Annotated in this window: 10 protein-coding genes; 3 read left to right on the top strand and 7 right to left on the bottom strand. The window is 48.1% G+C overall.

Translation table 11 applies throughout. The features are described 5' to 3' along the window. Positions 1 to 110: 110 nt before the first annotated feature. Entirely contained in the window at positions 111 to 854 is a 744-nt protein-coding gene (locus C9J03_RS10630; RefSeq protein ID WP_044623180.1) for an SGNH/GDSL hydrolase family protein, read from the bottom strand. Positions 855 to 946: 92 nt separating this feature from the next. After that, entirely contained in the window at positions 947 to 1,879 is a 933-nt protein-coding gene (locus C9J03_RS10625) for a LysR family transcriptional regulator (protein WP_044623181.1), read from the bottom strand. 107 nt (positions 1,880 to 1,986) lie between these two features. Between C9J03_RS10625 and C9J03_RS10620 the strand changes: the two genes are divergently transcribed. Both C9J03_RS10620 and C9J03_RS10615 read left to right on the top strand, forming a co-directional pair. Then, on the top strand, positions 1,987 to 2,229 hold the full coding sequence (locus C9J03_RS10620) for a hypothetical protein (protein ID WP_044623182.1): 243 nt from the start codon (positions 1,987 to 1,989) through the stop codon (positions 2,227 to 2,229). Positions 2,230 to 2,232: 3 nt separating this feature from the next. After that, positions 2,233 to 3,159 carry a sodium-dependent bicarbonate transport family permease gene (locus tag C9J03_RS10615; protein ID WP_044623183.1) on the top strand — a complete coding sequence of 309 codons (927 nt, stop codon included), beginning with the start codon at positions 2,233 to 2,235 and terminating at the stop codon, positions 3,157 to 3,159. A 67-nt stretch (positions 3,160 to 3,226) separates the two neighbouring features. On the opposite strand, the gene C9J03_RS10610 is transcribed toward C9J03_RS10615, so the two are convergent. After that, positions 3,227 to 4,048, bottom strand: a complete 822-nt coding sequence (locus C9J03_RS10610) for a regulatory protein RecX (RefSeq protein ID WP_044623184.1) — start codon at positions 4,046 to 4,048, stop codon at positions 3,227 to 3,229. A 219-nt stretch (positions 4,049 to 4,267) separates the two neighbouring features. Here C9J03_RS10610 and C9J03_RS10605 point away from each other — a divergent pair, with 219 nt between their 5' ends. Next, positions 4,268 to 4,891, top strand: a complete 624-nt coding sequence (locus C9J03_RS10605; protein ID WP_052829755.1) for a YoaK family protein — start codon at positions 4,268 to 4,270, stop codon at positions 4,889 to 4,891. Positions 4,892 to 4,910: 19 nt separating this feature from the next. Here C9J03_RS10605 and C9J03_RS10600 read toward each other — a convergent pair whose 3' ends face one another. The 4 genes from C9J03_RS10600 to C9J03_RS10585 form a co-directional block, all read right to left on the bottom strand. Continuing rightward, on the bottom strand, positions 4,911 to 6,179 hold the full coding sequence (locus C9J03_RS10600; protein ID WP_044623186.1) for an NADH:flavin oxidoreductase/NADH oxidase family protein: 1,269 nt from the start codon (positions 6,177 to 6,179) through the stop codon (positions 4,911 to 4,913). Between the two features lie 364 nt (positions 6,180 to 6,543). Then, positions 6,544 to 9,093, bottom strand: a complete 2,550-nt coding sequence (locus tag C9J03_RS10595) for an Ig-like domain-containing protein (protein ID WP_044623187.1) — start codon at positions 9,091 to 9,093, stop codon at positions 6,544 to 6,546. Positions 9,094 to 9,652: 559 nt separating this feature from the next. Then, positions 9,653 to 10,345, bottom strand: coding sequence for a TSCPD domain-containing protein (locus C9J03_RS10590; RefSeq protein WP_044623188.1), 693 nt, complete (start codon positions 10,343 to 10,345; stop codon positions 9,653 to 9,655). 18 nt (positions 10,346 to 10,363) lie between these two features. Next, complete coding sequence (locus C9J03_RS10585) at positions 10,364 to 12,514, bottom strand: adenosylcobalamin-dependent ribonucleoside-diphosphate reductase (RefSeq protein WP_044623189.1); 2,151 nt, start codon at positions 12,512 to 12,514, stop codon at positions 10,364 to 10,366. Positions 12,515 to 12,667: the final 153 nt, after the last annotated feature.

Below are 12,667 nucleotides of genomic sequence, written 5' to 3'. Positions count from 1 at the left end.
TTAAATGGCTGGGAAAGTGCTGATTATGACGTTGGTCTTGCTAACTTTCACAACAAATAACAGAAACCACTAGAAATAATAATATTAATAACCACGAGTGATGATATTTATCAGCGTGAAGACCATCTAGCCTCGATGAGCTTTGCGACTGCTTGTCCCCAGTATTGATAAATGACGGGGCCGGGATGGAAGCCGTCACTAGCCATATGACTGGGCTCCAGCTCTCCTTCTAGGTTGACGATCTCGCAATCGGGCTGTGTCGATACCCAGTGGTGTAGTTGTTTATTAAAGCTTTTCGCTTTACTTCCCAAATACCACCGGAGTGGATGGGGCAGTGCGGGGAATCGCCCCATAGGTGGAATTTGGGTCAGAATAATGTGTGGGCAGGAAAATTGATGCCGCAAGGTATGGGTGAGCATCTGTTGCTGTTTGAGCCATTGTGCCGCGCTGGTCGGTTTGGTGACATCATTTACGCCTGCCGAGACAACAACAACATCATACATCTGCTTGGGATGTAATCGGGCTGACTGGATGACTTGTTTAGTCGTATAGCCTGTTTTGGCAATAAGTTGCCATTCAACTTGGAAAAAGGGGCGCAGGGCCGCAATAAGCTGGCCAGAGAGTGCCTGGGACTGGTGTTTGGCACCGACGCCTGCCGCGGCTGAATCGCCGATCAGAAGGATCCTGAGTTTTTGTTTGTTTTGAACAGTACGTCCTCGGTTTCGTTCTGCTTGGGCCGAATGTCCTTGGCGAGGGCCTTCGGCCTCTCTAAGGCACGGAATAGACTTGCGGACATACTTTCCTTGAGCCCAAAAAATGGGAGCCATAACAAGCAGAACAAATTGATGCAGCATTGAACACTCTCTGTGACTTTTACCAATACTAAATGAATAATATTAGAACCATTTTTTCATTGCTGCTGGGAATGATAATAGGGAATAGCAGCTTAAAACTGCACCGCCTTTCTCATCATTTCCCTGCCTTCGGTTTCAACGTAGCTGAGGAAAACCTGGGCAATGGGAGAGAGGCTCTCCGCTTTGGTCCAGGAAAATGACCACTTTGACTGAATGGGCAAACCTTCCACATTTACCTTTTTCACGCCGTAAATTTCACCAAAGGCGAGTGTATGGGCCGATAGGATCGCAACACCAAGCCGTGACAAGACAGAGTGAATAATGGCTTCATTGCTGGCGATGGTCATCTTAATATTTGGCGTATGTTGCTGCTGTTTGAAAAAGTCTTCAATGGCATAACGGGTGCCCGAGCCTTGTTCTCGGATGAGAAAGTCTTGCTGGCAGAACTCTTCCAATGACACGCTGTTCCTGTTGGCAAGAGGGTGGTTGGCTTCGGCTATCGCAACCAGATCATTGGACATAAACTCAATCACGTCGAGATCGAGCCCTTCTGGCAGATGGCTGAATACATAAAAATCGTCCATCCCTTGCTCCAGGCGCTCAATTATCTGTTGCCTGTTGGCGATCGTAAATTGGATATCGATACCCGGGTAGTGCTCGCAGAACGGCCCGAGTAGATGCGGGATGAAGTATTTTGCGGTCGTGACACAGGCCAGCCGAAGGGTGCCTGATTTTAATCCTCTGAGGCTTGATAGCTGCATGTCTAGCTCTTCGCAGTTTTGCAGGATTTTCTTGGCCGTTGCGATCGTGGCGAGACCGGCATCGGTGAACTTCAGTTTTCTGCCGACTTGTTGATAGAGCGGTAAACCGATAGCTTCTGTTAGTTTTTTCAACTGCATGGAGACAGTCGGCTGAGTTAAAAACAAGGTTTCGGATGCCGATTTAATACTTCCTTGTTCATGAACAGCCAGCAATATTTCCAGCTGGCGGAATGTGCCGATATGGGCGTGCAACCGAGATGCCATCGTTTGCTCCTTTGTATAGACTTTTATCTAATCATGATATAGCCATTATCTATTTTTATCTATGGAATGACGGCGGTAAGATTTTCATCAGTTTGATGGAGGTCACTATGAATGTAAGAAGCTTATTTTTGCCAGCATCAACCAGCCTGATGCTGGTTTTGTTTTACGGCTTGAGCGTGGAGATCGGCCATGGCTCGCTAGGTTTTGCCGTCTTAGCCGTGAGCTTGGTCGGCTTGATATTGGTTAATGTTGCGAGTGCGAATGCCGAAAAGGCAAAAGACGCCACGAAATCAATACCGTTGCGCAAGGCGAATCCGGTTCATGCCATTAAGATTGCAGGAGAACAGTGAACCATGGACGCCGTCGTCGCTTTTTTTATTCTGGGAATCGTATGTCAGCTGCTTGGCGCAAAGGTTTCATTTCCTGAAAACGTATATAAAACCCTGAGCCTGTTCTTGATGATTGCGATTGGCCTTAAGGGGGGCTTGGCGCTCCAGCAACATATCGACTCCGATCTTATTACCCTGTCTTTGGCCGTGGTTGCATTTGGCTTGTTGCTGCCGCTTATTGCTTACCCGCTGCTCAGGTATTTTGGCCAACTGGATAGAATCAATGCCGGAGCCGTTGCCGCCCATTATGGCTCGGTCAGTGTAGCGACCTATGCGGTGGCCGTTGCTTTGCTCGAGGCCAACAACATTAGCTATGAGGCCTATTTCCCGCTGTTTGTTGTATTGCTCGAAATGCCTGCGATTCTGGTTGGTTTGGTATTGGCTAAGGGCAGTTTGAAGCTTATCAATGCTGACTTTATCAAAAAAGAGCTGGTGGCCAATCAGAGTATTTTACTGATGGTCGGAAGTTTACTGATTGGCTATTTTGGTGGCCAAAGTGTTGAAAAGCTATCACCGTTTTTCATTGATCTGTTTTCCGGTGTATTGGCCCTGTTCTTATTGAAAATGGGATTAGTGGCGGGTGAACAGCTGGCGGCCCTGAAAAAGAACAGCTTGTTCTTGGTGAGTTTTGGTATGTTAATGCCGATGGTTGGCGGTATCTGCGGAACAGGCCTTGGCGTCTTGCTCGGGTTCAGTGCGGGGGGGATTTCGCTGATGGCTATTCTCGGTGCCAGCGCCTCATATATTGCAGTGCCTGCAGCCATGAAACAAAGCTTGCCAGAAGCCAATGCCGGTATGTCGATCACTGCGTCATTGGGGATTACTTTCCCATTCAATGTATTACTCGGCGTGCCATTTTTTATTGCACTGGGACAATATATCGTGGCGTAGAGAAAGATTGAGTCATTTGGATAATATTGGCTCCCACACCGGAGCCTTTATAGTTTTTAATCTGCTGTTAGATATCATCCAAATGATGGTCAAGGGCGTAGTTGGCGTCAGCAAAACTAAAGCCCTTGCGGACCAAGAAAGCGGTCGCTTTTTTCTTCTCGGCAAAGTCCGTGATAGGGGCCTTGTATTTCTTGTTGAGCATTGCCAGCGCTTTGTGCTGATCTTCACTCTGCTGTTGCTCACAATCTTCATTGGCTAGCACTTGGTCAATAGCTTCTTGGCTGATCCCTTCGCTGCGTAACTTTTGAATAAGGCCGGTGCGGCCCATTTTTTTACTGTGCTTGGTGATCAACCGCTCGGCAAGTTGCAATTCGTGCTCCAAGTCGAGCGATTGTGCCATGATGGTCTGTATTTTTGCTTGGCTAATGCCCTCTTGCCGCAGGCGAAGACCAATATCATTGGCGCTTTTTTTACCGGCATACTTGTTGATGGTGCGGGTGATCAATACCTCTTGCTCAGACTCATCGATGGTCTTCAGGGCATTGTCGATATCGGCCTGGCTCACACCTTGAAGCTTGAGTTTTTGCGCCAGTACAGCAGGGCCGTAGGAGCGACAGCGCGAATTGACGTAGGTTTCAGCGTAGCGTCTATCCGAAAGGTAGCCGAGCTCTAGCAAGCGGTTGATGACCTGGTTGACCCATTCGGTATTGGTCGTTTTTCTCGTCAGCTTTTCTCGCAGCTTCATGACGGAATAGCCACGTTGGTTGAGCCACCAAATGGCATACTCATAGACATCTTCAACCTTTTGGGCGGGCTTGGGGCCAGCTTGCTGTGAGGGAGAGTGCTTTCTGTTATTGATGTATTTTTTCGGAGGCTGCTCGGAGGTCATAAATTCCTGATGTTCAATAGCTGCTGTCTGCTTTTTGCCAAAACAGTTAGGGAAGGCGGTTATAGCAAAGGAGAAGTAGCTAAATCAAGGTGTTTAAAATCGTGTACACCGAGCTATAACGCTTGTTTCGTGCTAGAATTCGGGGCTTTCGCTTTTCTACTTTGCTTGGCTTAACTTATGGTCACTCGTATTCCTTCTTGGATATTGCTAGGTGCGATTATGCTAGCATTCAGTGCTGGTGCAATTAACGCTATGGCTTTGCTGACGTTTACCAATAATGCTGTTTCGCATGTTACCGGTACAATCACACAAGCAATGAGCGCACTCACTGTTGAGAGCCACCACGCATCCTACTATCTCTTGAGTATTGTCGGTTGTTTCTTTTTAGGTGCCGTTACATCCGGGATGATTATTCATAACGAAGCGCTCAGGCTCGGGCGTAGTTATGGCACTGCTTTGTTTATCGAAGCCGTGGTACTGTTTGCTGCTACGTATTATTTTTACCATCATAAAATGACTGGTGAATTGCTTGCGTCATTTGCGTGTGGTCTCCAGAATGCAATGATTGCAACCTACAGTGGGTCGGTTATCCGTACTACCCACCTAACCGGAATCGTTTCTGATTTGGGGGCAGCTTTGGGGCATATGATTAGTCGGCGAGCCTTGAATTTACCGCAGCTCGTCATGCAGGGAAGCATTCTGCTCGCTTTTAGTGCCGGCGCATTTGTAGGTGCCAAGATGCTCAATATTGTGGGTATGGTTGCATTATTATTACCGGCAACAATTGTCTTGTGTGCCAGTATTGGCTATATGTTGATGTTACGCAGGCACAAAACGAGCTAGATGCTTATTCTGTTTTGCGTTAAGCACGACGTTTTCTGAAGGCGTATATTCCCGCACTTGCCAAGGTTTTAAATACCACTCCCCATGCATTTAATTTTGGTTTGGGGTCGAGACCTTTAGCCATACGCCACATCTGCTGCTCATACCAAGTAATACTCAACATCCCTAAACGGTCCATTGCTTTGCTGCCCGTTGTGGGGGTAGCCAATGGCATGCTGTATTGGGCATTAGCAATCAGCTTATTGGGGAACTCGGCATCGATAGCAGTGGTTCGTGCTAAACCAATAAAGTCAGTTGCACCGCTCTCGAGTGCCTCATTCATTGCCGGCGCGCTACGGAATCCACCGGTTACAACGAGTGGGACATCCACTAACTTGCGTACTTTCTCCATATAATCAAGGAAATAGGCTTCACGTTGGATGGTGCTCTCCTTAGCCTTTTTGCCGCTCATCATTGAAGGACTCTCATAGGTGCCACCAGATATCTCAATTAAATCTATCCCTGCTTCTGCTAAGGTTTGGACTACCTGCATCGAATCTTCTTCTGTAAAACCGCCTTTCATAAAGTCGGCACTGTTAAGCTTGATACCAATGGGGAATTGATCTCCAACTTGCTCTCGAATGGCATGATATACCGACAACACAAAGCGCATCCGGTTTTCAAGGTTTCCGCCCCAGCGATCATCACGTTGATTGTGTCTTGGCGAGAGGAACTGGCTAACCAAATAACCATGAGCGCCGTGAATTTGTACCCCGGTAAAGCCTGTTTCTTTTGCTAGTTTTGCGCTGGTGGCAAATTTAGCGATGATAGTGAGTATTTCTTCTTCAGTCAGCGCTTTTGGTGTGTTGAAGCCTTTCTCTAACCCTCTAGACAAAGGTATTGCTGACGGTGCGACTGGCTCTTTGGTAAGAAAATTAGGAATTTGCTTACCAGGATGATTAAGTTGTGGCCAAATATGAGAGCCGTTCTGCTTTCCGGCCTCTGCCCACTCTCTGAAAACGGTGAGATCACTCTTATCGTCAAGCACGACATTTTTTGGCTCACCCAATGCATTACGGTCAATCATGATGTTCCCAGTCATTGCCAAACCGATACCACCCTCTGCCCAACGTCGATAAAGCGTGACCAAACCTTGCTTGGGGTTGTGTTGTGCGTCACCAAGCTGCTCACTCATGGCGGACTTGAACAAGCGGTTTTTTATGGTAGTCCCTTTGGCGAGTGTAAATGGGTTATTGAGCAATGGCTGGTTAGTTGCTTCCGTGCTTTGTTGTAGTTCTGCTTGCACCATAGTAATTCCTTAACTGGCTATACGGCTTGGGTATAAAATAAGAACGATCGTGCTTTTTATAGCATGCCATGAAACTGATTGATACTGATGTGATCTCATCGAAGGGATTTTGTTTGGGTTGATGATAGCTTTTGCGATGTGAATACAACTGAAAAAAGTGACGTCGTTGGCAAATGATTAATCGAAATTTGATAGCGGACCACTTGATGTCGACAGCGAACAGTAACGCCTTGGTAACTCAACGATATGCCGTATCCAATTATCATTGGTGAAATACTCGAGAAAAAGAAAGCTACCACAAGGTAGCTTTCGACTGGCTTCAATACTAAGAGACGTTTTGTCGCGGGGTAGTTCTAGTTGATTATTAGCGCTGATTCAGCTCGCTCAACTTGGCACCAACACCTTGTGAGTAGGCACGGTTGTAGTATTCATCCCAGTTGATAGACCAGAACATCACGCCACCAAAGTTGTCGTAACGTTTAGCTGGTACAACCGTGTCACACTGAGTTCCCAAGACTAGGCAATCCAGTGCTTTGTTGGTGTCGGCGATCGTTGCCTGGCCACTGCCGGCGGCTTTGGCACCGGAAGGCAAACCAATCGAGACCTGATCGTCTCGGAGAGGTTCGAAGTTCGGACCGTTGCCATAGGCCGTCTGGAAGCCTTCGACAAGCATTTTCTGGGCTGCGACCATCATGTCGACAGAGCCAGCAGGCGCAGTGCCGCCATAAGGGTGCTCAAGCCCGCCGTTGTTGTAGAGCTGGACATGAAGTAAGTCGAGCATATCACGGGTTGCGTCGATGACCGGAAGATATGCTCCCCACACACTGCCATCGGCAATACTGACGTAACCACCTTGCACATAAGGGTGCTCTGGTGCCATGGTGAGGTACAAATCACGGCCCAGTTTATCCTGGATGCTGCGTAGGGCGCGTGGCAGGCGTTTCTGAATTTCAGACCCGTTGACCAGCCCAGAGCCACTCTCGTAGTCAACATCCAAGCCATCGAAGCCCCATTCCTGGACGATAGCGGTCAGACTATCGACGAAGGCTTGCTCAGAAGCATCATCATTCAGGATGATAGTTCCTTCGGCACCTCCTAGGGATAGGACTACTTTACGCCCTTCCGCTTGTAATGCCTGAATATCTTGCTTGAAGCGATTGGCATCAATCGCCGGGCATCCACCATCGCCGGAGAACAGGTTGAAGTAGTTGGTCCCGGGTGAGGCACGGTTAGTATCTGCAAAGGCGATGTCAATAACATCCCACTCGGTAGGGATGTCACTCAGGTTCATCGGGCACACAGAGCCGTTGACGAAGTTATGCCAGTAGCCGACAAGTTTGTGTTTATTCTCGGTCGATAACGTCACGCTGATCGTTACGGCACTTGATAGTTCTTCATCACCATTGCCAGCAATGGCTTTGGCTTGGATTTGATAGTCACCGGCCGCTTCAGAGCGCCATGTTGCTTGGTAAGGTGCCTGGTGGGCAGTGGCAACCACTTTACCGTTGACCAGAAAATCCACGCGTTCAATCTCCGACTGGAATGACTTAGCATCTGCGGTCATTTCCACTGGAGATCCAATACTAAAGCGAGATCCTGCTGTCGGCTTGGTAAGATCGATAGCCAAGGCTTGATCCGTAACGGTTACTTGCTGGGTGGTTTCGCCCTCGCCATTATCGGTATCTGTCGCCACGGCTTTAAGGGTGATACTGCCAGTATTGACCGGGATCCACTCTAGCTGGTATTTCGTGCCGTCGACAACGCCATTGCCGATTAGCTGGTTATCAGCAAAGAACTGCACCTTGGCAATATCAAAGGCACCGGCCGTTGCGTTGACAATGAGATCGGTAGGTATTCCGGCTAACAGGGTTTCACCCGCGGCAGGGGAGGTAAAGCCGAGCTCTGGAGCCGCACCACAATCACCTTCATGCTGCCATGCATCTTGCCAATGCAAGCCTACACCCGGCTCATAAGCCCAAGCTGCGCCACCACACCAGCCTGGGATCTGACAGCTATATTGGTTATCAACGTTAGTCACAAGTTGGCCTTGGGTATAACTTTGGCCCTCAGCATAGGCCGGTAATTCCTTACAGCTGCCGCCAGGCTGCTTGCCATTGATCGTAAAGTGGGTTGACTGTGTTTTGCTGCTCTGTTGATTGCTGTCAATGGCCTGTGCATAGATGGCATGGCTACCTGCCGATGATGTCCAGCGGTATTCATAAGGCGCGCTACTGTCACTGCCGAGCACCGCATCGTTGAGGTAGAACTCAACCCGCTCTATAGTGCCGTGTTCGCTAGAGGCATCGGCAGAGAAAGTGACAGTATCACCTTCTTCAAAAACACTGTCCGATCCAGGTGAAATCAGAGTAACATCTGGCGGCAGTGAGATGTCACTGTCGACGATAGTCACAGAAGCCTGGCTGGACTCTGTCATATTATCCACGTTGGTTGCACGTACCGTGACCACAGATTGTCCGAGTTGGCTAGGTGTCCATTCGGTCGAAAACGGCGCTTGTGTAATAACGGCTACAGACTCACCATTGACCAAAAACTCGACGTCTTTAATTTCCGAGTTTTGGCTACTTACTTCGGCTGCCAATAAAATGGGTTTATCGAGAACAAATTGGCCGCCGTTTTGAGGTGATGTGATAGAGATCGTCGGTGGCTGAGGCTCACCGGTTTCACATTGCCCGAGTAAACTCCATTCTTGATATTGACCTGAGAACTTATCGGGTGCGCTACCTTGCGACCACCAATTTGCTTTATAGGCGTGGTCTAGGTGCTGAACATTGTCGCCACCATTATATTGCGTAGTACTATTCCATATTTCCAGACTGGTACAGTCATAGCTACTCGCGAAAGCATGGGGGGATAATAGGGTGGCAATAATGCCTACGAGGGGAAGTTTTTTCATTGAAGTTCCTTTTGCATTGAATGGGTAATATGCCCAAGTAACCTCTGACTTATGGTGAAGGTAGAAGGTTACTTGGAAATATTAGTTATGTTTATCTTTTTATTGGTCACTAAATATGATGGCTTATATAAGAAATTGATAAATATTTTTATATGTTTTCTTGTGTATTGAAAGTGTTTAATTACTTATAAGGGTGGTAAATTTGAATAGATGTTTTTGTTTGTGATCTGCTACCAAAAATCCATTGCTATCAATGTATTGCTAATTTTTAAAAGACTAATTAATGAGAGTTGGCTTAATAATTGAACTCTTGTTTTATTCTTCTGGTGTATACATCTGATGCAATTTATGCGGTTATGGGATGTTTGATATTTCCAATATTGAATCTGTCGGTGTCAAACATTCATTTTCTTTTGGTGATATATAAGTAGGCTGAATAATAAATTCACCTTAGCCTTTATTTTGACAAGAAATAGAATATTTACTTTAGAGCGGTTCCATGGTGTGGATATAAAAAAAGCTGCCCGTGGGCAGCTTTATATTGGCAGTTAGCGAGGGGTTAACCGCACTTGGAGTCACCACAGTTCAGGCAAGTCTGACAACCGTCTTTGACGATAACGGATTTGTTGTGGCACTTGTAGCAAAGTGTCGCGCTTGGTGGGAAGCTTCCAGACTCCTCTTCTGCTTCTTCCTTTTTACCTTCAAGCTCGGCTTTCTTGGCTTCAAGGAAGGCCTGCTGGTGCTCATCGACTTCTGGCTTACCCAGCATGCCAATTTCAGTGAGGTGCTGCTCAATCACATTGCCGATTTCGGCGATCAAAGATGGCACATATTTGCCTTTATTCCAGTAGCCACCGCGCGGATCAAACACAGAACGAAGCTCTTCAACCAAAAATGTGCAGTCGCCACCCTTGCGGAAAACCGCAGACATAATGCGGGTTAGGGCCACAATCCACTGAAAGTGCTCCAGGCTCTTAGAGTTGATGAACACTTCGAACGGACGGCGTACTTCGTGCTCGGTACCTTCGTTGAGTACGACATCATTAATGGTAATAAACAGTGAGTGCTCAGAGATATGCTCCGGCGTTTTCAGCTTGTAGGTCGTACCTAATAGCTTTTCCGGGCGCTGCATATCTTCATGCATGTGCTGCACTTCGAACTCAGGGGCTGCTGCAGGTGCTGCCTGTGGCGCTTCTTGCTCTTGGCTCTTTACTTTGAAGGCAACAATCTTACCGTCGATTTTTTTCGTCATGTCTTTCTAACCTGTACCTTAAAATTTACCGTAGTAGCCTTCTTTCAAGGCATCATAAAGGTTTGCTGCAGTGTGGGTTTCACCGTCATATTCGATTTCTTCGTTGCCTTTGGCCTCGAAGGTCGAGCCGTCTTCAAGGGTGAAGACATAGGTGGTGTTTTCGAGATCTTTCTCTTTCACCAGTACACCCTGGAAGACTTCAGGGTTGAAACGGAAGGTGGTACAACCTTTCAAGCCCTTGTCGTAGGCATCCATGTAGATGTCTTTGAAGTCCTCGAACGGGAAATCTGTCGGAACGTTGGCTGTTTTCGAGATTGAAGAGTCAATCCAGCGCTGGGCCGCGGCCTGTACTTCGACGTGTTGGCTTGGCGTTATGTCGTCAGCAGTGATGAAGTAATCGGGAAGCTGGCACTCTTCGTCGTTGCTGTATGGCATTGCCTTCTCGTTAACCAGCTTGCGATAAGCCAGTAACTCGAAGCTGTAAACGTCCACGCTTTCCTTGGTCTTCTTGCCCGGCACAATAACATTGCGGGTGTAGTGGTGCGCAAAGCTCGGTTCAATACCGTTACTGGCGTTATTGGCCAGGGATAGGGAAATGGTACCTGTCGGGGCAATGGAGCTGTGGTGAGTGAAACGGCAGCCGTTTTTTGCCAGATCCTCGATCAGCTTAGGTTCGATTTCATTGACTTGCTGCATGTAGCGGCTGTACTTGGCGTGCAGGACTTTCCCCTTCACCTTATCGCCTACTTTGATGCCGTCTTTGGCCATCTCAGGACGGAGGCGAAGCATTTTTGCTGTGATTACGAACTCTTCGTTCATCACCGGTGCTGCGCCTTTCTCTTTGGCCAGTTTCAGGCCTTCTTTCCAGCCAGTAATGGCCATTTCTTGTGCCACTTGTTCTGTAAAGGCCACAGAAGCAGCACTGCCGTATTTGTGCTTAAGCATGGTCGTAGTAGAGCCTAAGCCGAGGAAGCCCATGCCGTGACGGCGCTTGCTGGTGATCTCGTGGCGCTGCTTTTCAAGCGGCAGCTGGTTGATTTCCACTACGTTGTCCAGCATACGGGTAAAGATAGCAACAACTTTGCGGTAGGCGTCCCAGTCGAAGTGGGCATTGTCGGTAAACGGTTCACGAACAAACTTGGTCAGGTTAACCGAACCCAGCAAGCAAGCACCGTAAGGTGGTAGTGGCTGCTCACCACAAGGGTTGGTCGCGCGGATCTCTTCACAGAACCAGTTGTTGTTCATCTGGTTGACTTTGTCGATCAGAATAAAGCCGGGCTCGGCGTAATCGTAAGTCGATGTCATGATGACATTCCACAGATTGCGGGCTGGAAGCGAGCGGTAGATTTTACACGCCACACAGCCCTCGGCGTCTTCAACCAAGTTGTCTTTGGTTGGCCAGTCGGCCCAAACAATGCTGTCGTCATTGTCGAGATCAAGCTTATCCTGTTTCGCTTCTTTGGCTGTGATAGGGAAAATCAGCTGCCAAGGCGCATCGTTTTTAACCGCTTCAATGAAATCTTCGTTGATAAGCAGCGACAGGTTGAACTGGCGTAGGCGACCGTCTTCGCGCTTGGCACGAATAAACTCGATGATATCCGGGTGGCGGATATCCATGGTGCCCATCTGCGCGCCACGACGGCCACCGGCAGAAGAGACGGTGAAACACATCTTGTCATAGATATCCATGAACGAAAGTGGGCCAGATGTGTAAGCGCCAGCACCCGAAACAAAAGCACCGCGCGGGCGCAGGGTCGAAAAGTCGTAGCCGATACCACAGCCTGCTTTGAGCGTGAGACCGGCTTCGTGGACTTTGCTCAGGATGTTATCCATTGAATCTTCAATGGTGCCAGAAACTGTACAGTTAATGGTTGAGGTGGCAGGTTTATGTTCGAATGCACCTGCATTGGAGGTTATACGTCCAGCTGGAATAGCCCCGTTACGTAGTGCCCAAAGAAATTCGTTGTACCAATGATCCTTAGCATTATCGTTTTCTAGATCTGCCAATGCGCGGGCAACACGTTTGAAAGTGTCGTCAAGCGTGACATCAATAGCTTCTCCGTGCTTTGATTTCAAACGATACTTGCTGTCCCAAATTTCCATTGACGTGGATTGGTACTCGATATCGACGGCTTGAGAGACTTCCGAAGCGGTTGGGGATTTCGCCATTATGAATGCACCTTACTGTTATCATGTTGTGTTGCTGCTTGCTAAAAAGGACTTATCCAATCCTATTTATAGCTTACTCACCCGGTTGAGCATGGAGGGTGAAAGTCAGCAAGGCGCAGATCAAACCACTAACCTGGAAGATCTTCAAGTCTT

This window comes from Photobacterium gaetbulicola, from assembly GCF_003025515.1.
Lineage (GTDB): Bacteria > Pseudomonadota > Gammaproteobacteria > Enterobacterales > Vibrionaceae > Photobacterium > Photobacterium gaetbulicola.
Note: the sequence above shows the minus strand (reverse complement) of the source record. Positions and strands in the feature narration are given on the sequence as shown.